The organism is Oceaniglobus sp. K40-3 (assembly GCF_055808395.1).
Window position 1 is genome coordinate 1,557,399 of record NZ_CM147868.1, and the last position, 26,446, is coordinate 1,583,844.

The following is a 26,446-nucleotide window of genomic DNA, read 5'->3' on the forward strand; positions in this document are numbered from 1 at the left end:
CCCTTTGAATTTGCGCCTTGTTATCGCTAACGGAGCCGTAAATCCATCGCCTATCCACCGGAATTCACCCGTTCTGGGCATAGATATAGCCGATACCAGCGGCCAGAATGACCCCGGCAATCACCGCCAATGCAATCTTGATCGCGGAATAGGGCCGTTCGCCCTGCACCCGCCCGCTTTGGCCATTCACCACAAAGCGGAAGGTCTTGCCGTTGTATTTATAGGCGGCCAGCCAGACCGGCAGCAGGATATGTTTGAACGTCACATCGGAAATCGCGGTTTCGATGCCGTGAATGCGCTGGCGATCACCGCCAATGTCAAACCGCACATCCCGTTCGATCACCCGGTCCATCAGCCCACGCGCCTCGGTATAGCCTTCCTCAAGCGGCACCTGATAACCCTCGGCGCGGAATCCGGCCAGATATTCGGGGGCATAAGGCACCAGCGCCGACAAATCCCAGGGTTGCAGGGCGTCGGTAAACCGCTTGGGAAGCGAGCCGCGAGGCAAGCACCAGAACATCATCGAAAAACCGCGCCACGCGCCCGCTGCGCGCTGTCCAGCGGATTTTCTGCACCTGTATGGTCTCGCGTTTGCCATCGCGCACCACGGTTTGGCTTTCGTAATACACCGTGCCGCGTTCGCCGCGATAGGCGCTTTTGGTGTCGGCATCAAACGTCCAGTAGGGCACATAGATGCCCTGCATCCTGCGCCCCTTGCGGGCATATTCCGACAGGCCACCGGGGGCAAACCACAGCCGGCCCAACCATTGGGTCATCGCCTCGCGCGCCTGCTGTTCCGCCAGAACAAAGGGCATGACCGCGCGGGGTTTGATATGGCGGTGATCGCCGGTGTCGGTGACAACGGGGGTGGCGCAGAACGGGCATTCCGTGGCCTGAAGATCGGCACCCAGTTCCACCTCGGCGCCGCAGTTGGGGCATTGGGTGACACGGGTTGTTTCGATTTCGGCATCGGGCAGGCGCGCCTCAACGGCGTCTTTGAAATCCAGCTCGCGGATCGGGGGCAGGGCGGGGCCTGCACTGCCCAGCAGGGTTTCATTGCCGCAATGATCGCAGATCATCTTGTTCTGCCCCGGGTCGAACCGCATGTCCGAGCCGCAGGCGTTGCAGGGGAAACGGTGGTCGTCGGTGCTCATGTCGCGGATTTTCTCACGGGGAACGCTGCGCAGTACCGTAACGGCTGAAAACCGCGGCGCAACACCTTCGGCAGCCGTTTTTACAGACCCGTCAAATTTCCGCGCGTTTACAGGCGTTTCGTGGCGCCCCTTCAAAGTGGATGAAAGGGCGGGCGGGGCGCGTTATTGCGGCCGCCACATCCGTTTGAGGGTGCCGTCCTTCAGAACAAAGTGATGAACCAGCGCCACCGCCGCATGGCCCCCGGCGACGATCAGCAACAGATTTGACATCAGCCCGTGCGGATCGCCCAGAGCCGTAAGCCCAAGATACCAGGTGGCCGCGCCAGTCAGGGGCACCAGCACCATCAACAGATAAAGCAGACGATGCCCCCAAAGCGCGGCGGGTTCCATCCAGCCCGGACCGCCGGTTTCAGGTACCGGACCGCCCTGCATCAGACGCACCGCAATGCGGATCAGGACAAGCACAAACACAAGGCTCCCGATCCAGATGTGCCACGTGTTGCCCTCAACCCCCGAGGCGCCGCTTTGGATACGGTTGCGCAGCGCCGGGCCCATTCCATCGCTGGTGAACCAGTTGACGACAATAAGCAGGGCGATCGCCCAGTGAAGGCCGATTTGCCCAAGGCTGTAACCGATGCGGGGCGTGGTCATGGCGAACTCCGTTTGTCGCTGATTTTGAGGCAAACGCAGGGGTCGGAAATTTCCGTCGCTCAGACGCCGGGCGGTGGCGGCGGGGGCATGACGGTGAACAGTTGCGCCAGTTCTGCCACGTCTTCGGCGGGCAGCCAGCCATCCTGCCCCTGGGTCCAGACCATGGATTTGCGGCTCAGGGCACCGTCCGTCACCATGCGCCCCATGGAAGCCCTGGAAAACGGCCCCTTGGTCGCGCCATTCTCGGCAATGTGCCAGACATGTTCGACCGGCGGCGGCGGTGGGGGCGGCGGGGCCGCCTGGGGCATGGCGGGGCGTGCGCCCCAGGGGCCGGCCATCTGCCCGCCCATGGCCATGCCAAGGCCCGCCCCCATGCCCGTTGCCATGGCGCTGCCTGCGGCACTTTCGGCATTGCCCAATGCCTCGGCGGCCTGAAACTGGGTGTAGCGGTTCAGATCGCCCACCACGCCCATGGAGGTGCGTTTGTCCATCACCGCCTCAACCGCAGGGGGAGCGATATGTTTTCGACGTAAAGTTCGGGGATGGTCAGCCCATAGCCGGTGATCGTCGCGCTGATCTGCTCGGCCACCATCTTGCCCAGATCGGCGGTGTTGGCCGCCATGTCCAGCACCGGAATGCCCGAGGTGGCCAGAACCCGGGAAAATTCCTGTACGATGATGTTGCGGATCTGAAAGCTGATCTCGTCCATGGTGAATTCGCCGTCGGTGCCGACGATTTCTGTCATGAACCGGGCCGGATCGGACACCTTGACCGTATAGGTGCCATAAGCGCGCACCCGGGTCGGGCCGAATTCGGGATCGCGCAGGATGATCGGGTTCTTGGTGCCCCATTTCAGATCGGAAAACCGGGTGGTGTTGACGAAATAGATTTCCGATTTGAACGGGCTTTGAAACCCGTGATCCCAATGTTGCAGGGTGGTCATGATCGGCATGTTGTTGGTTTCAAGCATGTAAAGCCCGGGCGTGAACACATCCGCCATCTGCCCTTCATGGATGAACACCGCCGCCTGACCTTCGCGCACCGTCAGTTTGGCGCCGTATTTGATCTCGTGGCCCTGCCGTTCAAACCGCCAGACCATGGTGTCGCGGGTGTCGTCGGTCCAGTGGATGACGTCGATGAACTGACCGGAAAGGAAATCGAAAATGGACATGGGGCCTCCGAAGCATTGCCTGCCGGGATAAAAGCATGGATGGCGGGGTTGGCCAAGGCCGATCCCCGCCGGGGTAAGGTGCGTTTATTGCAGATCGCCGAAGGCGTCTTTCAGGCGGGCGACGGCCTGTTCGATGCGTGCGCGTGGCGTGGCGATGTTGAACCGCAAAAAGGTTTCGCCGCCCTTGCCAAAGGTCGCCCCGGCGTTGGCGGCGATTTTGGCTGATTTTGCCACCCGTTCGGTAAATTCAGTGGGGGCCATGCCTGTGCCGTCAAAATTCACCCAGCTAAGGTAAGTCGCCTCAAGCGGCACCGACGACAGGCCCGGAATGGCGTTGATCCCTTCATCGAACAGCCTGCGGTTGCCATCAAGGTAGATCATCAATTCATCCACCCATGCCGCGCCATCGGCGGAATAAGCGGCGGTGGCCATGAACAGCCCGAAGGAATTGGGCGACAGGCCCATGGCTGCCATCCGGGCCCCAAACCGGGCGCGCAGTTTCGCATCAGGGATAATCACATTGCCGATATGCGATCCGGCGATGTTGAATGTCTTGGTTGTGGCCGTCATCATCACCAGCCGGTCGGCGATGCCGTCGAGATGGGCCATGGGGATATGGCGATGGCCGGGATAGATCAGATCGTGATGAATTTCATCGCTGACCAGAATCAGATCGTGGCGGCGGGCGAAATCGGCTACCTGTTCCAACTCATCACGGGTCCAGACGCGGCCGCCGGGATTGTGGGGCGAACACAGCACCAGCATGGTTTCGCTGCCGTCCATCTGCGTATCCCAGCGGGCGATATCCAACTCATACCGCCCGTCGTTCAGGGCCATTTCGCATTCCACAACCCGCCGGTCCGATGCGTTGATGACCTTGGCAAAGGCGTGATAAACGGGGGTGAACAGCACGATGCCATCGCCCGGCGCGGTAAAGGCATCAAGGCACATGGAGGTGCCGTTGACCAAACCATGGGTGGTGAAAATCCACTCGGGTTCTATCTGCCAATCATGCCGGTTGTTCATCCACCACTGGACTGCGGCCTTGTAAGCCGCATCATCCCCATAATACCCATAGACCCCATGATCGGCCATGGCCTGCACTGCGTTCTGCACACATTGGGGCGGGCGGAAATCCATGTCGGCCACCCACATCGACAACCCTTCGTCGCGCGACACGCCGTAGAGCGGCTCCATCATGTCCCATTTGGCGCTGTGGGTGCCGCGGCGATCAATGATTTCGTCGAAATTCATGGTGGGGTATCCTTTTGCCGTTATCCGGCGCCACACTACGCCGGGGCAGGGCCACGTCCAGCCCCAATTTGCCCCATTGGCGCCGTGGCGATATTGCCAAACCGGCTTTGCCCGCTTACATCCCGCCCATGGCCCTGCTTGATATACTCATACACCCCGATCCGCGTCTGAAAAAAACCGCCCTTCCCGTGGCCGAGGTCACGCCGGCCCTGCGCGCCCTGGCGGGGGACATGCTGGAAACCATGTATGACGCGCCGGGCATCGGCCTGGCTGCGCCACAGGTGGGGGTGATGCAACGGCTGATCGTGCTGGATTGCGTCAAGGAGGACGGCGCCGCGCCGCGCCCCATTGCCATGCTGAATCCCAGAGTGACCTGGGCGTCGGATGCGCAATCCGTTTATGACGAAGGTTGCCTGTCGATCCCTGAACAATACGGCGAGGTCGAACGCCCCGCCGAGGTTGAGGTGGCATGGCACGATCTGGACATGGCAGAACATTCCGAGCGGTTCAGCGGTTTGTGGGCGACCTGCGTGCAGCACGAGATCGACCATCTGGATGGCAAGCTGTTCATTGATTACCTCAAACCCCTGCGCCGCCAGATGATCACCCGCAAGATGGTGAAGCTGAAACGCGAGCGGCTGCGCGCGTGATCCTGCCGATCCGCCTTTGGCCTGATCCGGTGCTGCGGGTGACATGCGCGCCGGTTACGGTGTTTGACGGGGCATTGACCCGGCTGGCCGATGATATGCTGGAAACCATGTACGCCGCGCCGGGGCGGGGCCTGGCCGCGCCGCAGGTGGGGGTGAAACAGCGCCTGTTCGTCATGGATGTGGCATGGAAGGATGGCCCCCCCGAACCGATGATCTGTGTGAACCCTGAAATTCTGGCGGCGTCGGATGCGGCTGCCACGGGCGACGAAGGCTGTTTGTCGATCCCCGACACGCCCATGGCCGTGACGCGCCCGGCGGCCATCACCCTTGGCTGGCAGGATCTGGCGGGGCAGGCACAGCGCGCCGATCTGGACGGGTTTGCCGCGACCTGCGCCCAGCATGAATTGGACCATCTGAACGGTATCGTGATTTTTGACCATATCGCGCCCGACCTGCGCGCCAGCCTTGAGGCGGGGTTTCTGGCATGACGCCCCGCGCCTTTGTCATGTGGCCCGACAAGCGCCTGCGCAGTGTTGCAGCACCGGTGGACGCGATCACCGATGACATCCGCGCCCTGTGGAATGAGATGATCGCGGCCATGGATGCCATGCCCGGCGTCGGCCTTGCCGCGCCGCAACTTGGGGTGATGCTGCGCCTTGCGGTGGTTGATGCCTCGGACAAGCGGGGGCAGGCGGTGCGCATGGCCAACCCCGAAGTGCTGCATTCCAGCGTCGCGCCGCGCTGGCACGAGGAAGCCTCGCCCAACCTGCCAGGCTTGTCCGCCCCGATCGAGCGGCCCCGCGCCGTGACGGTGGGGTTCCTGAATGCAAAGGGGGAACCGGAGCAGCGCGATTTCGTCGGGTTGTGGGCGACAAGCGTGCAGCACCAGATCGACCATCTGAACGGGCAGATGTATTTCGACCGCCTCAGCCGGGTCAAGCGGGCGATGCTGCTGAAGAAGGCGGCAAAGCTGCGATAGGCGCGTTTTTGTCCGGCGTCGGATGCCTCCGGCGGGAGTATTTGAGGTCAGTAAAAAGAGGGGGAGCGGCATCATGCGGATCGTGTTCATGGGGACGCCTGATTTTTCTGTGCCGGTGCTGGAGGCGCTGGTGGGGGCGGGGCATGATGTGGCCTGTGTCTATTCCCAGCCGCCGCGCCCGGCGGGGCGGGGCAAAAAGGACCGCCCGTCGCCGGTACATGTTCGCGCCGGGGCGCTGGGCCTGCCGGTGCGTCATCCAGTGTCGTTGAAAGGCGTGGTTGAGCAGCAGGATTTTGCCGCGCTTGAGGCGGATGTGGCCGTGGTGGTGGCCTATGGGTTGATCCTGCCCCAGGCGGTGCTTGATGCGCCGCGTCATGGGTGCCTGAACATTCACGCGTCATTGTTGCCGCGCTGGCGCGGGGCGGCGCCGATTCACCGGGCGGTGATGGCGGGGGATGCGGACACCGGCGTTTGCATCATGCAGATGGAAGCGGGGCTGGACACCGGGCCGGTGCTGTTGCGCGATGTAACGCCGATTGAACCGGGCGACACCGCGGGGGAACTGCATGATCGGCTGTCGGGGATGGGGGCGGATCTGATTGTCCGGGCCTTGGGCGATCTGGCGGGATTGAGGCCTGTGCCGCAATCCGAGGCGGGCGTCACCTATGCCAGCAAGATCGACAAGGCCGAGGCGCGGGTGGATTGGGCACGCCCGGCCTCTGAGGTGGCGCGCCATATCAACGGGCTGTCGCCGTTTCCCGGCGCGTGGTGCGATGTGGCGGGCGAGCGGGTGAAGGTTTTGCGCGCAAAGGCCGTGCCGGGGGCGGCGCGCCGGGGCAGGTTTTGGGCGGATTCACCGTGGCCTGTGGCAAGGACGCCGTGCAGGTACTGCGCGCCCAGCGGGCGGGCAGGGCGGCGATGGATGCCGAAGATGTGCTGCGCGGCCTGTCCCTGCCCGAGAGGTTGGGCTGAGCCTAGGCGCGCGGCGGGCGGGCGCGATAGACCGGCAAACGCCAGCCAAAGGCCAGCGATCCGGCCCTGAGCGCCAGGGTTGCCGCCGCGCTGGCCCCCAGCGCCAGATCGGGCGTGGCGCCCAGATGCAGCGCCCCCAGCCCGGCAGCAGCCCCCCGACGGCGGCGGTGGCATAAAGTTCGCCCTGCTTCAGCAGCAGGGGCACCTCATTTGCCACCACATCACGCATCAGCCCGCCAAAACAGCCGGTGGCCACCCCCATGACGATCACGATCAGCGGCGGTTGGTCCATGGCCAGCGCCACCCCCGTTCCCGCCGGGACGGCCACGGCAAGCGCGAGGGCATCCAGCCACAGCAGCCAGCGATAGCGGCTTTCCACCAGATGGGCGGCGAAAAACACGAAAACCCCCGCCGCCGCGATCACCCAGAGATAGGCGGGCTGGGCGATCCAGAACACCGGATCGCGGTTGAGCAGCACATCGCGCAGGGTGCCGCCCCCCACTGCCGTCAGTCCGGCCAGCACCACGAACCCGACAATATCAAGCTGGGCGCGGCTGGCCACCAGCGCGCCGGTCAGGGCGAAAATCGCCACGGCGGCGTAATCGAGCGAGGCAAGCAGGGTCACGGTTTGCCCGGCTTGAAGGGGGCCATTCCGGCCCGGGCCAATTCATCGGCGCGTTCGTTTTCCGGGTGGCCGGCGTGGCCCTTTACCCACGTCCATGTCACATCATGGCGCTGTTGTGCTGCATCGATGCGGCGCCACAGATCCTCGTTCTTGACGGGTTTCTTTTGCGAGGTGCGCCAGCCGTTGCGTTTCCAGCCGTGAATCCAGCTTGTCACGCCGTTTTTCACATAGGCGCTGTCGGTGACGATGGTGATCGTGCTGGGCCGCGACAGGGATTCAAGCGCGCTGATCGCCGCCAAAAGCTCCATGCGGTTGTTTGTGGTGTCGGCCTCGCCGCCTTTCAGTTCGCGCTGTTTCACCACTTTGCCACCGGCGCGGGCGATCATCAGCGCGCCCCAGCCTCCGGGGCCGGGGTTTCCGCTACAGGCGCCATCGGTATAGGCGTGGATTTCGGGCATGGGGCAGGCTCCGCTGGTTCAGGTGGCGCGGTCATACCCGCTGTTTTGCCAACTGGCCAGACATGCGGCCCCTAGGTTTTTTCGCGGTCGGGTTCCGGGCCACCCAGGAAACGCCCGATGGTGGTCAGGCGTTCGACGTTGTCGCAGATCACCTTGAACACCACCAAAAGCGGCACCGCGACCAGCGCGCCGGGAATCCCCCAAAGCCAGCCCCAGACCACGACGGTCAGAAACACCGCGACCGGGTTCATTTCCAATCGCCGCCCGACCAGCCAGGGGGTGATGAATTGGCCCTCAAGGGCGGTCAGGCACAGATAGGTGGCAGGGGCCAGCACCGCATAGGCCAGCGACTCAAACGACACCACGGCAAAGGCCCCAACCAGGGCCGCCCCCGCCAGACCGCCGATATAGGGCAGGAAATTCAGACAAAACGCCAGAATGCCCCAGATATACGGATATTCCAGCCCGATCACCGCCAAAGCCCCGGCCACGGCCAGCCCAAGGCAGAAGTTGATCATCGTGATCGTCAGCAGATAGCGCGACACGTTGCGCTCAATATCGTAAACGGTGTTCAGGGCGCGTTTCTTGTCGCTCATCCGTGGAAAGGCCTGCACCAGTTTGATCAGGAACAATTCACCCGAGGCCAGCAGGAACGTCGCCAGCACCAGCGCCACGGCAAAGGTTGCGCCGATCTGGCCCAGCGAACTCATCGCGTTGTTCAAAAGCGAGGGTTGCTGCACCACCACCTCACGCGCGGCATTGTCGCCCATCTTGGTGATCTGTTCGACTTCTTTCGAGGCATCCTGCACATCGCGCACCGAAATCATGATCCGTGCAAGGCGATGTTGCAGATCCGCCTGCATCTGGGCGCCGTCGGCCATCAGCGTGTTGACCGCACCCGCCGAAAGCAGCGCGCCGCCCAAAAAGATCACTGCGATTCCAAGGCACAGGATCACGGCGCTCACCGGTGCGGGCAGGCCCAGACGCTGCATCCCCCGGGCCATGGGGCGCAGGGTCAGCGCGATGAGCAGCCCGCCAAGGATGGGCAACAGCAGATCCCGCGCCACATAGGCCGTGGAAAACAGTGAAATCACCACAAGGATCGTCACGCCCCGCCGGATTGCGTTCAGGGTGTGCAGTTCCGGGGTGTCGGCTGTGTCGGGTTCGCGCGCCATCGGGTCTCCGTTTGTCCGGTGGCCGCAGGCGCGGACCGGTTGTTCCCTAACGGGGATGCAAGGCGATGGTTCCCGGAGGAGGCAGATAAAAGCGCAGGGTCATGGTGCCGCTGGTGGCGATCTGACAGGGCCCGGCACGTGCCGGGCCAGATCATTGGCCAGACATATTCAGCCCTGCCCATCTGGACGGTGTGCGCAAAGCGTATAGTGTAAAGGGATGGCACATTCGGGGCACGACGATCCGCCTGATCCGAAAAGCCGAAACCGCAGACCATATGATGCACGGGGGCGTTGACGGATATGAAACGACTGGACGGAAAATCGGCGCTGATCACCGGGGCTGCCCGTGGAATCGGGCGTGGCTTTGCCGAGGCCTATGTCGCCGAAGGCGCCACCGTGGCCATTGGCGATATCAACCTTGAGGCCGCCGAGGCAACGGCGCGGGCGCTGGGTGACGCGGCCTTTGCAGTGCAGATCGACGTGAGCGATCAGGCCAGTATCGACGCCGCCATCGCATCGGTTGTGGGCCGGGCGGGCAAGCTTGATATCCTGATCAACAATGCGGCGCTGTTTGATGCCGCCGAAACGGTCGATATCACCCGCGAAAGTTATGACCGCCTTTATGCCGTCAACGTGGCCGGTACGCTGTTCACCATGCAGGCCGCCGCCAAACAGATGATTGCGCAGGGCCACGGGGGCAAGATCATCAACATGGCTTCGCAGGCGGGGCGACGGGGGAAAGCCTTGTTCTGGTTTATTGTTCGACCAAGGCGGCGGTGATTTCGATGACCCAATCGGCGGGCCTGAATCTGATCGGGCACGGGATCAACGTCAATGCCATCGCGCCCGGGGTGGTGGACGGCGAACATTGGGCGCATGTGGATGCGATGTTTGCCAAACTCGAAGGCAAGGCGCCGGGCCAGAAAAAGGCCGAAGTCGCCGCCGGGGTGCCGGCGGGGCGGTTCGCGGTGCCTGCCGATCTGGCGGGGATGGCGGTTTTTCTTGCCTCAGGTGAATCCGATTACATCGTGGCCCAAACCTATAACGTTGATGGCGGGCAGTGGATGAGCTGACCTCAGGGGCGGCTGGCGCGGTCCGGGCCGGTGCGGAAATAAGACACGTCGTTGGTGAATATGCTGTCGGGGGACAGGCGGATCAGGCGGCCTTCGGGGTCGTCGATGCGGGCGATGGTGTCGATGAACCACGGATTCCACCCCTCCGGGGCGCCCAGATAGCGCGCCAGCAGGCGGCGAAACAGATCGGGGCGCATGGGGTGAATTTCGGCGCGCCCGCGCAGACCTAGATGGCGCAGCAGGCCAAGGTCACGGTCAAAATCCACGATCTCGACCGCGCAGGCGGGGTTGGTGGCCAGACGGCGGGTGCTGGCGTTGTCCTTGCCGCCCAGCATCCAAAGCGCGCCATCCTCCCACTGATACCAGACCGGCGCGTTGCGCGGCGTGCCATCGGGCGCCACCGTGGCCAGATTGGCCATCAATGCCCGGTCCAACACCAGAGCCGGGTCGAACGGTGTGGCCATTACAGCGGTTCCCGCAGCACCCGTGGTACCTTGAATTCCACGTTTTCCACTGCCGTTTCCACCAGTTCCATTGTCACGTCATAGCGGGCGCGGAAGGCGTCGATCACCTCGTTCACCAGAATTTCGGGGGCGCTGGCCCCGGCGGTGATGCCGATGCTGGTGATCCCGTCCAGCGCGCGCCAGTCGATATCAGTGGCCCGTTGCACCAATTGCGCATAACCGCAGCCCGCCGTGCGCCCCACCTCGACCAACCGGCGCGAGTTTGACGAATTGGGCGCGCCAATCACCAGAATGGCGTCGCAATTGGGGGCCATCGCCTTGACCGATTCCTGACGGTTGGTGGTGGCGTAACAGATGTCTTCCTTGTGCGGCCCGACAATGGCGGGAAACCGGGCCTTGAGCGCGGCAACAATCCCGGCGGTATCATCGACCGAAAGGGTGGTCTGGGTGATAAACGCCAACCGTTCCGGGTCGCGCGGGGCCACCCGGGCCACATCGGCGACGGTTTCCACCAACAACACCTCGCCTTCGGGCAATTGTCCCATGGTGCCAAGGGTTTCGGGGTGGCCGGCATGGCCGATCATCACCATCTGCAAGCCGTTTTCCGAATGGCGGGCTGCCTCGATATGCACCTTGCTGACCAGCGGGCAGGTGGCATCGACAAAAACCATCTGCCGCGCCTCGGCGGCGGCGGGCACCGCCTTTGGCACCCCATGGGCGGAAAAGATCACGGGCCGGTCAATGGGGCATTCATCCAGTTCCTCGACAAACACGGCGCCCTTGGCGCGCAACCCGTCGACGACGAATTTGTTGTGCACGATTTCGTGGCGCACATAGACGGGCGCGCCCCATTTCTCGATCGCCATTTCAACGATCTTGATCGCCCGGTCCACGCCCGCGCAAAACCCGCGCGGCGCGGCCAGATACAGGGAAAGGGGCGGTTGGGCCATGTCTGCACTCCTATCGGATATTGGGGAACAGGTAAGGATTGACGGGTCGGGCGTCCAGCCCCCGCGGCCTCGCGGAAATGTGAATTGGCTTCCCCCTGCGGGAACCTGCGATGTCGGGCGTCAACCCGAAGGAGCCGCCATGACAGCCAAATCCATCACCATCGTCACCCTTGCGGCAGGCGTGGCCGGAACCTTCTGGATTGCCACAGATGCCGCCCCGCGCAAGGGGCAGTTGTTTGCCTATGACGATCCTGCCGTGGTGGCCCGGGGCAAGGAAATTTATGACGAAACCTGCGCCGCCTGCCATGGGCCCACCCTGGAGGGACAACCAGACTGGCGCCAGAAAAATGCCAAGGGCCGCATGCCCGCGCCTCCCCATGATCAATCGGGCCACACCTGGCATCACCCCGATGCCGCCCTGTTTGCGATCACCAAAGAGGGCGTCGCCGCGATGGTCGGGCAGGGGTATGAAAGCGATATGCCGGGCTATGACGGCGTGCTCAGCGATGCAGACATCACCGCGACGCTGGCCTATATCAAATCCACATGGCCCGCCGCGATTATCGAACGCCACAACGCCATGAATGCCGCCAGCGCCCCCTAACCGATCAGCCCCGCTGTGACCGCCGCCAGAACGCCATAACGCGCCGTCTTGGCGAAACCGACCAGCAGCAGGAACAGCCACAAAGGTGTGCGCATGACCCCCGCCACCAGCGTGATCGCATCACCCAAAGGCGCCCATGACAGCAGCAGCGCCCAAACCCCCCAGCGGCCGAACCACACCTGGGCGCGGGCCATCTGTGCCGGTTTGACCGGAAACCAACGCCGGTCGGCAAATCGGTCGACCTGCCATCCAAGGGCATAATTCACCAGCGCCCCGGCGGTATTGCCAAGGCTGGCCACGACGATCAGCCACGGCAACGCTATTTCGCCCCGCACTTGCAGGGCGGCAAAGACGATTTCGGATTGCAGGGGCAGCAGCGTCGCCGCGCCGAACGCGACGACAAAAAGAAGGGCAAGGCCGCTCATCCCGGCGCTGCCCGGGCGGGGGCGATGTTATTCGCCCACCACCTCGCGCAATGGGCGCTCTTCTTCGCGGGGTTCGCGCGGGGGGCGGCCAATCACCTCTTTCAGTTCGTCCAACTCGATAAAGTTGTCGGCCTGACGGCGCAGCTCGTCCGAGATCATCGGCGGCTGGCTGCGGATGGTGGATACCACCGAAACCCGAACCCCTGATCGTTGCAGGCTTTCTACCAGAGGGCGAAAATCACCATCCCCGGAAAACAACACGATATGATCGACCCGCGGCGCCAGTTCCATGGCATCAACGGCAAGTTCGATATCCATATTGCCTTTCACCTTCCGGCGACCCTGACTGTCGGTGTATTCCTTGGCCGGTTTTGTGACCATGGTGAACCCGTTGTAATGCAGCCAATCGACCAGGGGCCGGATCGGGGAATAATCGTCATTTTCAAGCAGGGCGGTATAGTAGAACGCACGTAACAGTTTGCCACGCCGCATGAATTCCTGTCGCAGTAGTTTATAGTCGATGTCAAACCCAAGCGCCTTTGCGGCAGCGTAAAGGTTGGACCCATCAATGAACAGCGCAAGCCGTTCGTCCCGGTAAAACATGAAATAGAGTCCTTCTAATGGCCCGGGCTGCTGGTTTCCGTGAGCGAGAAGTGATAGCGCGCGGTCCGGGGTTCTTTGATATTTAAGGAATTTAAATGGTGACGCAACCATCCTTTCAAGCTTGTAACAGTACCAATGTACTGATCGCACTGGGCGCGAATACAACCCTGACGGGTCAAACGCTAGCAGGCGCCATAGCGACCGCCCTGCATAAACTCGACACTCCCGATTGTCGGTTGATGCAGCACAGCCGTTCATTCTCTACGCCCTGCTTTCCGGCAGATGCCGGACCTGACTATATTAATGCTGTTGCGGCCTGCGAAACAAGGCTTACCGCACGGGAGCTTTTGTCACACCTTCACAGCATTGAATCCGACATGGGGCGCCAGCGGGTGCAACGCTGGGGAAACCGCACGATGGACCTTGATTTATTGGCGTTCGGCGATGCGGTTCTGCCTGATCTTGCAACCTTCTGTCACTGGCGCGATCTTGCCGTTGCGCAACAGCGGCTGCGCGCTCCCGAAGAGTTGATAGCGCCGCACCCCCGGATGGCCGACCGGGCGTTCGTGCTGATTCCCCTGCTCGACGTTGCGCCCGACTGGCGCCACCCGGTTTCGGGCCTGACCGTGCGTCAGATGGCCGATGCGCTGCCCGAGGGCGATAAATCCTCTGTGATCGCGTTGCAAACCTGACGTTTGCGGTTGTTTGTGGTTGTCAAGGATTTTCAACAGGCCTACATACACCGTTCAGGCTTTTCTTTCCCGACTGGAGTTTCCAATGGCCCGCGTAACGGTTGAAGACTGCGTAGACAAAGTACCAAACCGGTTCGAACTGGTGATGCTGGCCGCCCACCGGGCGCGCGAAATCGCCTCGGGCGGTGCATTGACGGTGGATCGCGACAACGACAAGAACCCTGTGGTTTCCCTGCGTGAAATCGCCGATGAAACCCAACAGGCCGATGATCTGCGCGAGCGGATGATCGAAAGCCACCAGACCCAGATCGAAGTGGACGAACCGGAAGAAGATTCCATGGCCCTTCTCATGGGCGGCGCGCCCGACAAGCCCGCCGAAGACGACATGAGCGAAGAGAAACTTCTGCGTGCCCTTATGGAAGCGCAGGGGCAACAGTAACACGCACCAAAGTGTGCAAGGCGGCGGACCGGATGACGACAGCCCAAGACCTGATTGCCCTGGTCCGCGCCTATAATCCAAAGACCAATGCACGGCTTCTGACCGATGCCTATGCCTATGGTCAGGCCATGCACGAGGGTCAGTTTCGCCATTCCGGCGAACCCTATTTCACCCACCCCGTTGCCGTCGCCTGTATTCTGGCGGACATGCAGCTTGACGATGCCACCATCGTTACGGCGCTGCTGCACGATACCATCGAAGACACCAAATCCACCTATGGCGAGGTGGCGCAGAAATTCGGCACCAACGTGGCCGAACTGGTTGATGGTGTTACCAAACTGACCAACCTGCAACTGAACAGCACCGAAACCAAGCAGGCCGAGAATTTCCGCAAGCTGTTCATGGCCATGTCCAAGGATCTGCGGGTGATCCTGGTGAAACTGGCCGACCGGCTGCACAATATGCGCACGATCAAATCCATGCGCCCGGAAAAACAGGTGCAAAAGGCCCGCGAAACCATGGATATCTATGCCGCCCTTGCCGGGCGCATGGGGATGCAGTGGATGCGTGACGAGCTGGAGGATCTGGCGTTCGAGGTGCTGAACCCCGAAGGGCGCACCAGCATTATCCGCCGGTTCATCAAGCTTCAGCGTGAAACCGGCGATGTGATTCACAAGATCACCGGCGACATCCAGCACGAGCTGAAAAAGACCCACATCGAGGCCGAAGTGTTTGGCCGCGCCAAGAAACCCTATTCGATCTGGCGCAAGATGGAGGAAAAGCAGCTTTCGTTTTCGCGCCTGTCCGACATCTATGGGTTTCGGGTGATCTGTGGCACCGAATTGGAATGTTACGGTGTTCTCGGGGCGATCCACCAACGCTGGCGTGCGGTGCCGGGGCGGTTCAAGGATTACATCTCACAGCCGAAGTCCAACGGCTATCGTTCGATTCACACCACCGTTTCGGGGCGCGATGGCAAACGCGTCGAGGTGCAGATCTGCACCCGTCTGATGCACGAGGTGGCGGAAACCGGGGTTGCCGCCCATTGGTCGTACCGCGATGGCGTGCGGGTGGAAAACCCCTTTGCCGTTGATCCGGTCAAATGGATCGCCTCGCTTACCGAACGGTTGGATACCGCCGAGGATCACCAGGATTTTCTGGAAGCGGTCAAACTGGAAATGTACACCGATCAGGTGTTCTGTTTCACCCCCAAGGGCGATGTGGTGAAATTGCCGCGCGGGGCGACGCCGCTGGATTTTGCCTATGCGATTCACACAAGGATCGGCGACAGTTGCGTGGGGGCCAAGGTGGATGCCATTCGCGTGCCCCTGTGGACCCGGCTGAAAAACGGCCAATCCGTTGAAATCATCACCGCCGAGGGCCAGCGCCCGCAATCCACCTGGGTTGATATCGTCGCCACCGGGCGGGCGAAAACGGCGATTCGCCGGTCTTTGCGCGATGAGGATCGCGAAAGGTTCATCAAACTTGGGCTGGAGCTGGCCCGCGTCGCCTTTGATCACGTTGGCAAACGGATGAGCGACCGCGCGCTGACCACGGCGGCCCGCCGCCTGAACCTGAACAGCAGCGATGAATTGCTGGCGCGGCTGGGGTCTGCCGAACTGCCTGCGCGTCAGGTGGTGCAGGTGCTTTATCCCGAACTGACCGTGACCCCCGGCGAAGCGATCGAGCAAAGCCGCGCCATTGTCGGGCTGTCCCCGAATCAGACCTTTGACCGCGCCGATTGCTGTCAGCCGGTGCCGGGGGAACGGATCGTGGGAATCACCTATCGCGGGCAGGGGGTGCGCATTCACGCCATTGATTGCCCCGTCCTGAGCGATTTTGAGGATGAAACCGACCGCTGGGTCGATCTGACCTGGCATTCCGGCCCCCACGCCGCCGTGCATACGGTGTCGTTCGACATGACGATCAGCAATGATGCCGGGGTTCTGGGGCGGCTGTGCACGCTTATCGGTGAACAAAAGGCAAATATCTCGGATCTTCACTTCAGCAACAGAAAACAGGACTTTTATCGCCTTATTATAGATGTTGACTTGCGGGATGCCGAACACATGCACGCTGTTCGTCTGGCGCTTGAGGCTGACAGCGATGTTGCCACGATCCGCCGTCACCGCGACCTGAGCCGCAAACCCTGATATAAAGGACGCAAATTCAGTGGTGTTCAAACGACGCACCCCACGTTCATATCTTCAGACCATAGGTGAGCTGTTCTATCCCCGTGGTGGCTGGATGCGTGCGGTGCAATATGTCGGGCATCGCCTGCGCCGTTTGCCGGATCCCGCCCACAAGATCAGCCGTGGATTGGCGGCCGGGGTGTTCATCAGCTTTACGCCGCTGTTCGGGTTCCATTTCGTTGCGGCGATGGCCATCGCATGGGTGATGCGCGGCAATCTGCTGGCGTCGGTTCTGGGCACCTTTGCGGGCAATCCGCTGACATTTCCGATCATCGCCACGGTATCGGTCGAATTGGGCAGTTGGATGTTGGGCCAAAGCAGCGGCAACCTGAACCACCCGTCGGTGGTGTCCGCGTTTTCCTATGCCTCCCTTGAAATCTGGCACAACCTCAAGGCGGTGTTCACGCCTGAACCCGTACGCTGGAGCCATCTGAACCAATTTTTCGACAGGGTGTTCCTGCCGTACCTTGTCGGGGGTATCATCCCGGGTATCATTGCGGCGCTGGCGGCCTATTTTGCATCGCGCCCGCTGATCACCGCCTATCAGAAATCGCGGATCAAGCGGTTGAAAAAGAACTTTGCCAAACGGCGCGCGGCCATGGAAGCGGCCAAACTGAAACCGAACCCGCCGTCAAATGCCGGCTGACCCACAGGAGCCGACAATGCCCCAATCCCCTGACCGCCTGCGCCTTGGTGTGAATATCGATCACGTCGCCACCGTCCGCAATGCCCGGGGGGCGCTGTGCCCGATCCCCGGCGTGCCGCGTTGATGGCGCAAGAGGCCGGCGCAGATGGCATTACCGCCCATCTGCGCGAAGATCGCCGCCACATTCTGGATGGCGACATCGACCATCTGATGGACGCCCTGAGCATTCCGCTGAATTTTGAAATGGCCGCCACCGATGAAATGCAGGCCATCGCCCTGCGCCACCGCCCCCACGCCGTGTGCATCGTTCCCGAAAAACGCGAGGAACGCACAACCGAAGGCGGGCTTGAGGTGGCGGGCGATGATACCCGACTGGCGCGGTTCATCAGCCCCCTGCGCGATGCGGGCTGTCGGGTGTCGCTGTTTGTCGGGGCTGACGAAACGCAGATCCGGGCATCGGCGCGGATCGGCGCTGCGGTGGTGGAACTGCACACCGGCGCCTATTGCGATTTCCACGCCGAGGGGCAGTTTGCGCAACGCGATGCCGAACTGGCCCGCCTGCGCGAGATGGCCGCGCTGGCCGCCGATCTGGGGCTTGAGGTCCACGCCGGTCACGGGCTGACCTATGATTGCGTCGCCCCCATCGCCGCCCTGCCGCAGGTGGTGGAATTGAACATCGGGCATTTTCTGGTGGGCGAGGCGATTTTTGTCGGCCTGCCCGCTGCCATGGCCGAAATGCGCCGCCTGATGGATGCGGCCCGGACGGTGGGATGAACCGGGCGCAAGGCGCTCTTCTCGCTCGCAGCCTGCGGGCTGCGACGCTCGGCGATTGCCCGGCAGCGTTGCTGTGGGGGGATCGCGTGATTCTCGGGATCGGCACCGATCTGTGCAACATCGACCGGATCGCCGGGGTGCTTGATCGCCACGGCGACCGGTTTCGCAACCGCGTATTCACCGAGGTGGAGCAACGCAAGGCCACCCGCCGCCCCGATATTGCCGCCACCTATGCCAAACGCTGGGCCGCGAAAGAGGCCTGTTCCAAGGCGCTGGGAACCGGGCTGCGCATGGGCATTTCGTGGAAGGACATGGCCGTCAGCAACCTGCCCACCGGCCAACCGGTGATGGCCGTCACCGGCTGGGCCGCTGAACGATTGGTCGCCATGACCCCCCGGGCCACCGGGCGGTGATTCACGTCACTCTTACCGATGACCGACCCTGGGCGCAGGCCTTTGTGGTGATCGAGGCTTTGCCGCTGTAACCGGTTGCCCGGGGACCGACCGGCATTTTGCGGTTTCGTGGTTCGCCGTCTTGCCACCCGCGATCTGGCAAGTTAAACACCCCCGAGCGGGCGGGCGTTGTGTAATGGTAAGACCTCAGCCTTCCAAGCTGATGACGCGGGTTCGATTCCCGCCGCCCGCTCCAATCACCCTCCACATGCGACGAACCTGATGTGGTACCAATCAGGGCGGACCACGTGACGCGGCCCGTGCAACTTGTTCCGCGCCCGCGAAACGGCTAAGCCGCAGGCGGTGGAAAAAGGGTGACCCATGGCAAAGACATCAAGCGAGTTGGATCGGGCGAAAAGCCGCAAGGTTGGCGCATTGGCTGCGCTTTGGCCGTTCATGCGCCCCTATCGCATGCTGGTGGTGCTGGCGTTGCTGGCGCTGGTGCTGACGGCTTGTGTGTCGCTGGTTCTGCCCATTGCGGTGCGCCGGGTGGTTGATGGGTTTGAAACCAGCGCCGCCGATTTGCTTGACGGGTATTTCGCGGCTGCACTGGCCATTGCAGGCCTTTTGGCGGTTGGCACCGGCCTGCGGTATTATTTTGTCACCCGGCTGGGTGAACGGGTGGTGGCCGATATTCGCAAGGCGGTGTTTGACCGGGTGATCGGCATGTCGCCCTCGTTCTATGAAACAATCATGACCGGCGAGGTGTTAAGCCGGATCACCACCGACACCACGCTGATTCAGTCGGTGATCGGGTCGTCCGTGTCCATCGCCCTGCGCAACCTGTTGATCCTGATTGGCGGGCTTGTCCTGTTGTTCATCACGTCGATCAAACTGACGGCGATGGTGCTGTTGATCGTGCCGCTGGTTATTGTGCCGATCATCGTGCTGGGGCGGCGTCTCAGGGTGTTGAGCCGCGAAAATCAGGACTGGATCGCGCAATCTTCGGGGTCGGCCAGTGAAATCCTGACCTCGGTGCAGACCGTTCAGGCGTTTACCCACGAACCCAAAAGCCGCCGGGCCTTTGCCGATGTGACCGAGAAAAGCTTTGACGCCGCGCGTCGGCGGATTTTCACCCGGGCAATCATGACGGTGATCGTGATTGCGCTGGTGTTCTTTGCCGTGGTCGGCGTGCTGTGGATGGGGGCGCGGGATGTGCGCGCCGATCTGATGACGGTGGGCGAGCTGGTGCAATTCGTCATATACGCCGTGCTGGTGGCGGGCGGCGTGGCCGCATTGTCGGAAATCTGGGGCGAATTGCAGCGCGCCGCAGGCGCCACCGAACGCCTTGTCGAACTGCTGAGCGCGGTCGACACGGTAAACGACCCCGAAGCGCCCAGGGTGTTGTCAGAACCGGTGAAGGGGGCGATCACCTTTGACGATGTGATGTTCCATTATCCCGCCCGCCCCGCCGCCGCCGCGCTGGATGGCGTGTCGCTTGACGTGCAGCCGGGGGAAACCATCGCGCTGGTCGGGCCATCGGGGGCGGGCAAGACCACGATCATCCAGTTGCTTTTGCGGTTCTATGACCCGGACAGCGGCATGATCCGGCTGGATGGGATCGATCTGCGGGAAATGACGCGTGATGCCTTTCGCGCCCATGTGGCGCTGGTGCCGCAAGACCCGGTGATCTTTGCCGAATCGGCCCGGGAAAACATTCGCTTTGGCCGCCCCGATGCCAGCGACGCCGAGGTCGAACAGGCCGCCCGCGCCGCCGCCGCCCATGATTTCCTGACCGCCCTTCCCGAAGGGTACGACACCTATGTCGGGGAACGGGGCGTGATGCTGTCGGGGGGGCAGAAACAACGCATCGCCATCGCGCGCGCCATCCTGCGCGACGCGCCGGTCCTGCTGCTGGACGAAGCGACAAGCGCGCTGGACGCCGAAAGCGAACGCGCGGTGCAACAGGCGGTGGAAAAGCTGGCACAGGGGCGCACGACGCTGATCGTGGCGCACCGCCTGGCCACGGTGAAAAAGGCCGACCGTATCGTGGTGTTCGATGCCGGGCGGATCATCGCCACCGGCACCCATGATGCGCTGGTTGCCGAAGACGGGCTTTACGCGCGGCTGGCACGTTTGCAGTTCACCGATGGTATTGCGGCGGAATGATCGGGAAATAACCCTTCGTAACAGCCCTATCTGACGCGGCGTCCCTTGTGACGCCGCGCTTGCCCTGTGTCGGCTTTGCCCGCATCTTGGGGCGAACCAGGATAAGCGCGCAGCAAGCGTGCCACCGGGAGGAGGACACTACCATGGGCCAATACGCCGGCTATGCGGATCGCGACGCGATCGAGAATGAAATGCGATGGGCGGAACGTGACGTTCCCAAAACCATGCACCGTTTCATGGCCGATGTGGCCCGCCGCCACGGCCCGCGCAACGCGGTTACGTTTCAACTGCTGTCAGACCCGGGTGCCCGCGCCGACACCTTAAGCTGGACCGACTTTCACCGCCAATCCACCCAGGCGGCCAACATGTTTCGCGATCTCGGGGTGGGGCAGGGCGATGTGGTGGCCTATCTGTTGCCCAACTGCCTTGAGGCGGCAGTGACCCTGATCGGCGGCACCATCGCAGGCATCGCGAACCCGATCAACCCGCTGCTGGACGCCGAACAGATCGCCGCGATCCTGCGCGAAACCGGGGCGAAGGTGTTGGTCACGCTCAGGGCGTTTCCCAAGACGGATGTGCCGCACAAGGCAGCCGCGGCGCTGAAGCTGGCCCCGAACGTGAAAACCGTGCTCGAGGTTGATCTCAACCGCTATCTTACGCCGCCAAAATCCTGGATCGTGCCGTTTATCCGCCCGAAAAATCCGGCGGTGCATCAGGCCCGGGTGCTGAGTTTCAACGCCGAACTGGCCCGCTATCCCGCCGATCACCTCACCTTTGACGACCCCGAGGAAGATCGCGTCGCCGCCTATTTCCACACAGGTGGCACCACCGGAATGCCCAAGGTGGCCCAGCACAAGGTGTCGGGGATGGTTTACAACGGCTGGCTCGGGCACCGGCTGTTGTTCAGTGAGCAGGACAATGTGATCTGCCCGCTGCCCCTGTTTCACGTCTTTGCCTGCCATGTGATCCTGATGGCTATGATTTCATCAGGGGCGCATGTGGTGTTTCCCACGCCCGCAGGCTATCGCGGGGATGGCGTGTTCGACAATTTCTGGAAGCTGATCGAACGCTGGAAAATCACCTTTGTCATCACCGTTCCCACCGCCATTTCGGCGTTGATGCAACGCCCGGTCGATGCTGATGTGTCGTCAATCAAGACGGCATTCTCCGGCTCGTCCCCACTGCCGATCGAATTGTTCAAACGGTTCGAAAAGGCGACCGGCGTGAAGGTCTGCGAAGGCTATGGCCTGACCGAGGCGACATGCCTTGTGTCGATCAACCCCGTGGATGGGCTCAAGAAAGTCGGCTCGGTCGGAATTCCGTTTCCCTATTGCGACGTGAAAATCCTGAAAAAAACACCCGATGGCGTGCAGGATTGCGAGGCCGACACCGTCGGCGAAATCTGCGTGGCCAACCCCGGGGTTTTCGCCGGTGCCACCTATACCGAGGCCGACAAGAACCGTGATCTGTTTTTCCACGATATCTATCTGCGCACCGGCGATCTGGGTCGGATCGACGGTGACGGTTATCTCTGGATCACCGGGCGCGCCAAGGATCTGATCATCCGGGGCGGGCACAACATCGACCCCGCCGAGATCGAAGAGGCACTGGCCGGTCACGATGCCGTCGCCATGTGTGGCGCGATAGGTCAACCCGACGCCTTTGCCGGTGAATTGCCCTGCGCCTATGTCGAACTGGTGGCGGGCGCCGACTGCACGGTTGAGGCCCTGATGGAATACGCCCGCAAAACGGTACATGAACGCGCGGCCTGCCCGAAATATATCGAAATCCTTGATGAATTGCCTAAAACAGCCGTGGGCAAGGTGTTCAAGCCGGATCTGCGCCGCCGCGCCATCACCCGCATTTATGACGGCGCGCTTGAAAAGGCGGGCCTGACAACCCGGGTGCAAGAGGTGATTGAGGATAAGAAACGCGGCCTCGTGGCCCGCCTGACCACTGAAAACCGCGATGAAGGGGCGCAGGTCGCGGTGGTTCTGGGCGAATTCACCCGGCCCTGGGAATGGGCGGACTGACGGAACGCCTTCGGCGAGAGTATTTGGGTCAGTAAAAAGCCAAAACGATGTCGCTTTTTACTGATGAAAATACTCATATCCGACCTTACACCAGCCGCCGCGTTCACGAATTGCACGCCAACCTCGCCTCATGGGCAATCGGCCACTGCTTGCGCCACAACCCGCCGCCATACCCGGTCAGGCTCCCGTCTGCCCCAATCACCCGGTGGCAGGGAGTGACCAGTGCGATGGGGTTGGCACCGTTCGCCCGGGCCACGGCGCGGGTGGCGGTGGGCCGGCCCAGATCGCCGGCCAATTCGCCATAGCTGCGGGTTTGCCCGGGCGGGATGGCGCGCAACGCCTGCCACACCCGGCGCTGAAACGGGGTGCCAATGGGCGCAAGAGGGGGTGAACTCCACCGTCTTACCGGCGAAAAATCCGCTCAACTCTACCGTGATCCGGTCACTGGGCGCAAAACGCCCCAACCCGATCCGGCCCCCGGCCCCGTTTGCAGCGCCGCCAATTCGCTGCGCAGGGCGCGGCGGTTGGTGAATTCCAACAGGCGCACGGCGTTCTTGTCTGCCACCACCACCATTTGCCCGATGGGGGGGCGATCCAATCGGCGCGCAAAAACGCGTCCCCTGTGACTGCATTCGGGGGTGGCCCATCAGCCGGGCAAAGACAGTGCGAAACCCTGATGCCGACTGAACCCCGCCCTCCAACTGCGCTTCGACCTCTGGGGCGCCTTTTGCCAGGCTGGCCGACGCCTCGCGCATTCGCGACATGCGCGCCATGTCAAGAAACGTAACCCCGAAATGGCGGCGAAAGGCCCGGCGCACGGCTGACGGATCATGCCCAAAGGCCACCAGATCGCGAGCTCCAGCGGTGGGCGGGGGCGGCGCGCAAGGCATCCAGCAGCGCGGTGACCATGGGATCAGCGGCGGCAATTGCAGTGAGCGGCCTGCATCGCTTGCAGGGGCGATACCCGGCTTCGAGGCAAGAGGCGACCGATGCAATTCTCGAACTTCGGATCGCGCGCGGGGCAGGAGAGGCGGCAAAAGATGCCGGTCGTGCGCACCCCCACCCAGGCACGCCCCTCATAGGCGGGGTCGCGCGATCGCAGGGCGGCATAAAGCGTGACGGGGGCAGGCAGGTCACACATCATACCGCTACCCTATCGTTTTCCCGTCCGTCATGGCGCCGAGTTTTGGGTGCCATTGAAAGATTGTCAGCCCCGCCCGTGGGGTGCCCGCCAATTGATCACCGGGTTGATCGGAATGATCCGATGCGGATTGATGGTGTCGTGACTGTAATGATAGTGCCGCACGATATGATCGAAATTCACCGTGTCGGCGATCCCCGGCCATTGATACAATTCGCGCGTATAGGCCCAGAGGTTGGGATAATCCACAATCCGGGCGCGATTGCATTTGAAGTGCAGATGATAGACCAGATCAAACCGCACCAGCGTTGAAAACAGCCGCCAATCGGCCTCGGTGATGCGGTCCCCCATCAGATAGCGGTTGTTCGCCAGTCGGGCCTCAAGCCAATCGAGGCTGTCAAACAGCGGCACCACCGCCGCGTCATAGGCCGCCTGGGTCGTGGCAAATCCGCATTTGTAAACGCCGTTGTTCACTGTGTCATAGATACGGTCGTTCACCGGTGCGATGGCCGCGCGCAATTCTTCGGGCCAGAAATCGTCGGTGTTGCCCGTCAGGTGGTCGAAGGCGGTGTTGAACATGCGGATGATCTCGCTGCTTTCGTTGCTGACCACGGTTTCACGCTGGGTGTCCCACAGGATCGGAACGGTGACGCGGCCCGACGTATCGGGCAGCGCCTTGAGATAGATGTCGCGCGCAAAGGACACTCCATAAAGCCGGTCCCCCGTGGCCCCCGGAAACTCCGCGTCGAATGTCCACCCATCGCAGAGCATGTCAGGATGCACCACCGACACCCCGATGAAATCCTCCAGCCCCTTCAGGGCGCGAAAAAACAGCGCACGGTTGGCCCATGGACAGGCCAGCGAAACATAAAGGTGATAGCGCCCCGTTTCGGCCTTGAACCCGGCCCCGCCCGTGGGGCCGGCGCTGCCGTCGGCGGTGATCCAGTTGCGAAAACTGGCGGTCGACCGCTCGAAGGCGCCGCCGGTGGATTTGGTATCGTACCATGTATCGTGCCACTGCCCGTCAACCAGTTGCCCCATCAATGCACCCCTTGTTTTGCTGTCTCACACTTCATACCGCACCCTGCCGCCTCGTCAAAGTGGCGCCACGGCACGGCCACCTCGGCAAACGCGCACAGGTCGCCAGGTGTTCCGCGCCTGCCGCATCCTGCATTGCGGCCAGAGGTCGCCCGTCCTATACCCCTGCAGGACGACGCCCCAAACGGGGCCGGAAAGGTGGCCATGCGCGGATCGACCCAAACCGGGGGTACGCAGATGGCATCGTCAGCCGGGGCCTGCCCCGACGCACCCTTCCGGCGCGCCCGCAAAGCTGTGAAAGGATGCGACATGCGACTGATTCTTCTGTTTATCCTCATTCCGGGTACGGCCCTGGCCCATGTGGGCCATCTGGGCGAATATGCCGGGCATGATCACTGGGTGGCAGGCGCGGCCATTGGCATCGCTATCGCACTGGGCCTCTGGGCGGGGTTGAAGGGCAAGACTGACGAGGACGCGTCCGAGGACAGCGAAGAAACCGAGGCCGAAGCATGAAAACCGGCGTGATGATCTGCGGCCATGGGTCGCGCAGTCAGGCGGCGGTAGACGAATTCGCCGTGCTGGCGCAAAAATTGCCCGCCTATCTGCCCGACGACTGGATGGTCGATTACGGCTATCTTGAATTTGCCAACCCGGTGATTCGCGACGGGCTTGACCGGTTGCGCAACGCGGGGTGTGACCGGATTCTGGCAGTGCCGGGCATGCTGTTCGCCGCGATGCATGCCAAGAATGACATTCCCACGGTGCTGAACACCTATGGCGCGAAACACGGGGTTTCGGTGCAATATGGCCGCGAACTCGGGGTGGATCCGAAAATGATCGCCGCCGCCGGTGACCGGGTGCAACAGGCGCTGGACCGCGCCAACAGCGAGCATGGCGATGTGGCGCTGCACGATACCTGCCTTGTGGTGATAGGGCGTGGCGCGTCCGACCCCGACGCCAATGGCAACGTGGCCAAAATCGCGCGCATCCTGCACGAAGGCATGGGCTTTGGCTGGGTCGAGGTGGGCTATTCCGGCGTTACCTTCCCATTGGTCGAACCCTGCCTGAGCCACGCCGCAAAACTCGGCTACAAGCGGATCATCGTCTTTCCGTATTTCCTGTTCGCGGGCATCCTGATCGACCGGATCTATGGCTTTACCGATGAAGTCGCCGCGCGCCACCCGGATATCCAGTTCATCAAGGCGGGGTATCTGAACGATCACCCCAAGGTGCTGGAAACCTTCGCAGAGCGGGTTATCGAGCAAACCAGTGCGACACCGCCTCCCAATTGCGGCGCCTGTCCCTACCGCGCACAGATCCTCGCGCCCGATGGGGCCGACGTAATTTCGATTCCTGATCGAGGGGCGCCAGAACCATCCTGCCTTTTCCGATATTCCCCCACCGACCTGCGCCATGTGCAAATACCGCGCCGAAGTGCTGGGATTCGAATCCGAGGTCGGCGCCGTGCAGGAATCCCACCATCATCACGTTGAAGGGCAAGGCGCCAGCGCCCCCGGCTCCAACGTCGAGGATTGCGCGCTTTGCGATACCTTCTGCACCGGTCTCTGCCGACTTGAGGCACAGCACCACCACCACCACGGCGATCACGATCACCACCATGATCATGACCACCATCACCATGCCCCATACCCCCACGCCGATCATCCCCACGGTCCGGAATCGGCGCGCCGCACAGCCAAGGCATGACCGCCTCTTTTTACT

The 26,446-nt window shown here is 62.3% G+C and carries 23 protein-coding genes, 1 tRNA gene and 8 pseudogenes; 17 read left to right on the forward strand and 15 right to left on the reverse strand.

Translation table 11 applies throughout. From position 1 onward, the window contains the following. Window positions 1-64: 64 nt before the first annotated feature. From AC0L7P_RS08035 to AC0L7P_RS08050, 4 genes and pseudogenes are all read right to left on the reverse strand, one after another. Window positions 65-1,154 (reverse strand): annotated as a pseudogene (locus AC0L7P_RS08035) (TFIIB-type zinc ribbon-containing protein). A 162-nt stretch (window positions 1,155-1,316) separates the two neighbouring features. Then, on the reverse strand, window positions 1,317-1,805 hold the full coding sequence (locus AC0L7P_RS08040; protein ID WP_473435232.1) for a cytochrome b: 489 nt from the start codon (window positions 1,803-1,805) through the stop codon (window positions 1,317-1,319). A gap of 59 nt (window positions 1,806-1,864) precedes the next feature. After that, window positions 1,865-2,976, reverse strand: a pseudogene (locus tag AC0L7P_RS08045) (SPFH domain-containing protein). Between the two features lie 84 nt (window positions 2,977-3,060). Then, window positions 3,061-4,230 carry a MalY/PatB family protein gene (locus AC0L7P_RS08050; protein ID WP_473435233.1) on the reverse strand — a complete coding sequence of 390 codons (1,170 nt, stop codon included), beginning with the start codon at window positions 4,228-4,230 and terminating at the stop codon, window positions 3,061-3,063. A 128-nt stretch (window positions 4,231-4,358) separates the two neighbouring features. Between AC0L7P_RS08050 and def (AC0L7P_RS08055) the strand changes: the two genes are divergently transcribed. The 4 genes and pseudogenes from def (AC0L7P_RS08055) to fmt all read left to right on the forward strand — a co-directional run bounded on the left by def (AC0L7P_RS08055) (window position 4,359) and on the right by fmt (window position 6,831). After that, the gene (gene def / locus AC0L7P_RS08055) at window positions 4,359-4,880 is read left to right on the forward strand and encodes a peptide deformylase (protein ID WP_473435420.1); all 522 of its coding nucleotides are present in this window, start codon (window positions 4,359-4,361) and stop codon (window positions 4,878-4,880) included. Next, window positions 4,877-5,368, forward strand: coding sequence for a peptide deformylase (def, locus tag AC0L7P_RS08060; RefSeq protein WP_473435234.1), 492 nt, complete (start codon window positions 4,877-4,879; stop codon window positions 5,366-5,368). Before def (AC0L7P_RS08055) ends, def (AC0L7P_RS08060) begins: the two co-directional genes overlap by 4 nt. Beyond that, complete coding sequence (gene def / locus AC0L7P_RS08065) at window positions 5,365-5,859, forward strand: peptide deformylase (protein WP_473435235.1); 495 nt, start codon at window positions 5,365-5,367, stop codon at window positions 5,857-5,859. The genes def (AC0L7P_RS08060) and def (AC0L7P_RS08065) overlap by 4 nt, the downstream gene beginning before the upstream one ends. 73 nt (window positions 5,860-5,932) lie before the next feature. Then, window positions 5,933-6,831, forward strand: a pseudogene (gene fmt, locus AC0L7P_RS08070) (methionyl-tRNA formyltransferase). A 2-nt stretch (window positions 6,832-6,833) separates the two neighbouring features. Here fmt and AC0L7P_RS08075 read toward each other — a convergent pair. From AC0L7P_RS08075 to AC0L7P_RS08085, 3 genes and pseudogenes are all read right to left on the reverse strand, one after another. After that, window positions 6,834-7,456, reverse strand: a pseudogene (locus AC0L7P_RS08075) (trimeric intracellular cation channel family protein). Continuing rightward, window positions 7,453-7,914 carry a ribonuclease HI gene (gene rnhA, locus AC0L7P_RS08080; protein ID WP_473435236.1) on the reverse strand — a complete coding sequence of 154 codons (462 nt, stop codon included), beginning with the start codon at window positions 7,912-7,914 and terminating at the stop codon, window positions 7,453-7,455. Before rnhA ends, AC0L7P_RS08075 begins: the two are co-directional and overlap by 4 nt. Before the next feature lie 71 nt (window positions 7,915-7,985). Continuing rightward, window positions 7,986-9,089, reverse strand: a complete 1,104-nt coding sequence (locus AC0L7P_RS08085; protein WP_473435237.1) for an AI-2E family transporter — start codon at window positions 9,087-9,089, stop codon at window positions 7,986-7,988. Between the two features lie 300 nt (window positions 9,090-9,389). Here AC0L7P_RS08085 and AC0L7P_RS08090 point away from each other — a divergent pair. Next, window positions 9,390-10,162: pseudogene (locus AC0L7P_RS08090) on the forward strand (L-iditol 2-dehydrogenase). Between the two features lie 2 nt (window positions 10,163-10,164). On the opposite strand, the gene AC0L7P_RS08095 reads toward AC0L7P_RS08090, so the two are convergent. Then, window positions 10,165-10,626, reverse strand: a complete 462-nt coding sequence (locus AC0L7P_RS08095; RefSeq protein WP_473435238.1) for a pyridoxamine 5'-phosphate oxidase family protein — start codon at window positions 10,624-10,626, stop codon at window positions 10,165-10,167. Further along, complete coding sequence (gene ispH / locus AC0L7P_RS08100; RefSeq protein ID WP_473435239.1) at window positions 10,626-11,576, reverse strand: 4-hydroxy-3-methylbut-2-enyl diphosphate reductase; 951 nt, start codon at window positions 11,574-11,576, stop codon at window positions 10,626-10,628. Before ispH ends, AC0L7P_RS08095 begins: the two co-directional genes overlap by 1 nt. A 139-nt stretch (window positions 11,577-11,715) precedes the next feature. On the opposite strand from ispH, the gene AC0L7P_RS08105 reads away from it, so the two are divergent. Further along, the gene (locus AC0L7P_RS08105) at window positions 11,716-12,180 is read left to right on the forward strand and encodes a c-type cytochrome (RefSeq protein WP_473435240.1); all 465 of its coding nucleotides are present in this window, start codon (window positions 11,716-11,718) and stop codon (window positions 12,178-12,180) included. On the opposite strand, the gene AC0L7P_RS08110 is transcribed toward AC0L7P_RS08105, so the two are convergent. Next, on the reverse strand, window positions 12,177-12,605 hold the full coding sequence (locus AC0L7P_RS08110; protein ID WP_473435241.1) for a YqaA family protein: 429 nt from the start codon (window positions 12,603-12,605) through the stop codon (window positions 12,177-12,179). The genes AC0L7P_RS08105 and AC0L7P_RS08110 overlap by 4 nt on opposite strands. 27 nt (window positions 12,606-12,632) lie before the next feature. Continuing rightward, window positions 12,633-13,208, reverse strand: coding sequence for a LabA-like NYN domain-containing protein (locus AC0L7P_RS08115; protein WP_473435242.1), 576 nt, complete (start codon window positions 13,206-13,208; stop codon window positions 12,633-12,635). 95 nt (window positions 13,209-13,303) lie between these two features. Between AC0L7P_RS08115 and folK the strand changes: the two genes are divergently transcribed. From folK to AC0L7P_RS08160, 9 genes and pseudogenes are all read left to right on the forward strand, one after another. Beyond that, window positions 13,304-13,900, forward strand: coding sequence for a 2-amino-4-hydroxy-6-hydroxymethyldihydropteridine diphosphokinase (gene folK / locus AC0L7P_RS08120; RefSeq protein WP_473435243.1), 597 nt, complete (start codon window positions 13,304-13,306; stop codon window positions 13,898-13,900). A gap of 85 nt (window positions 13,901-13,985) precedes the next feature. Further along, window positions 13,986-14,339, forward strand: a complete 354-nt coding sequence (rpoZ, locus tag AC0L7P_RS08125; RefSeq protein WP_473435244.1) for a DNA-directed RNA polymerase subunit omega — start codon at window positions 13,986-13,988, stop codon at window positions 14,337-14,339. 32 nt (window positions 14,340-14,371) lie between these two features. Further along, window positions 14,372-16,492 carry a RelA/SpoT family protein gene (locus AC0L7P_RS08130; RefSeq protein WP_473435245.1) on the forward strand — a complete coding sequence of 707 codons (2,121 nt, stop codon included), beginning with the start codon at window positions 14,372-14,374 and terminating at the stop codon, window positions 16,490-16,492. A 19-nt stretch (window positions 16,493-16,511) separates the two neighbouring features. Then, on the forward strand, window positions 16,512-17,177 hold the full coding sequence (locus tag AC0L7P_RS08135; protein WP_473435246.1) for a DUF2062 domain-containing protein: 666 nt from the start codon (window positions 16,512-16,514) through the stop codon (window positions 17,175-17,177). Window positions 17,178-17,193: 16 nt separating this feature from the next. Further along, a pseudogene (locus tag AC0L7P_RS08140) lies at window positions 17,194-17,951 on the forward strand (pyridoxine 5'-phosphate synthase). Window positions 17,952-18,037: 86 nt separating this feature from the next. Next, window positions 18,038-18,435, forward strand: a pseudogene (gene acpS / locus AC0L7P_RS08145) (holo-ACP synthase). A gap of 90 nt (window positions 18,436-18,525) precedes the next feature. Further along, a tRNA-Gly gene (locus AC0L7P_RS08150) sits at window positions 18,526-18,599 on the forward strand. 125 nt (window positions 18,600-18,724) lie between these two features. Continuing rightward, window positions 18,725-20,512: an ABC transporter transmembrane domain-containing protein gene (locus AC0L7P_RS08155; RefSeq protein ID WP_473435247.1), complete on the forward strand. Its 1,788-nt coding sequence runs from the start codon at window positions 18,725-18,727 to the stop codon at window positions 20,510-20,512. Between the two features lie 143 nt (window positions 20,513-20,655). Then, the gene (locus AC0L7P_RS08160) at window positions 20,656-22,545 is read left to right on the forward strand and encodes an acyl-CoA synthetase (protein ID WP_473435248.1); all 1,890 of its coding nucleotides are present in this window, start codon (window positions 20,656-20,658) and stop codon (window positions 22,543-22,545) included. A gap of 103 nt (window positions 22,546-22,648) precedes the next feature. On the opposite strand, the gene AC0L7P_RS08165 is transcribed toward AC0L7P_RS08160, so the two are convergent. The 4 genes from AC0L7P_RS08165 to AC0L7P_RS08180 form a co-directional block, all read right to left on the reverse strand. Further along, window positions 22,649-22,882 carry a methylated-DNA--[protein]-cysteine S-methyltransferase gene (locus AC0L7P_RS08165; RefSeq protein WP_473435249.1) on the reverse strand — a complete coding sequence of 78 codons (234 nt, stop codon included), beginning with the start codon at window positions 22,880-22,882 and terminating at the stop codon, window positions 22,649-22,651. Between the two features lie 90 nt (window positions 22,883-22,972). Further along, window positions 22,973-23,143 (reverse strand): hypothetical protein, encoded by a 171-nt coding sequence (locus tag AC0L7P_RS08170; protein ID WP_473435250.1) that lies wholly within the window; start codon window positions 23,141-23,143, stop codon window positions 22,973-22,975. Window positions 23,144-23,458: 315 nt separating this feature from the next. After that, on the reverse strand, window positions 23,459-23,689 hold the full coding sequence (locus AC0L7P_RS08175) for an Ada metal-binding domain-containing protein (RefSeq protein WP_473435251.1): 231 nt from the start codon (window positions 23,687-23,689) through the stop codon (window positions 23,459-23,461). A 63-nt stretch (window positions 23,690-23,752) separates the two neighbouring features. Next, on the reverse strand, window positions 23,753-24,727 hold the full coding sequence (locus tag AC0L7P_RS08180) for a glutathione S-transferase family protein (RefSeq protein WP_473435252.1): 975 nt from the start codon (window positions 24,725-24,727) through the stop codon (window positions 23,753-23,755). Between the two features lie 306 nt (window positions 24,728-25,033). Between AC0L7P_RS08180 and AC0L7P_RS08185 the strand changes: the two genes are divergently transcribed. Together AC0L7P_RS08185 and AC0L7P_RS08190 are read left to right on the forward strand one after the other, a co-directional pair. After that, on the forward strand, window positions 25,034-25,237 hold the full coding sequence (locus AC0L7P_RS08185; RefSeq protein WP_473435253.1) for a DUF6732 family protein: 204 nt from the start codon (window positions 25,034-25,036) through the stop codon (window positions 25,235-25,237). Beyond that, a pseudogene (locus AC0L7P_RS08190) lies at window positions 25,234-26,431 on the forward strand (sirohydrochlorin chelatase). Before AC0L7P_RS08185 ends, AC0L7P_RS08190 begins: the two are co-directional and overlap by 4 nt. Window positions 26,432-26,446: the final 15 nt, after the last annotated feature.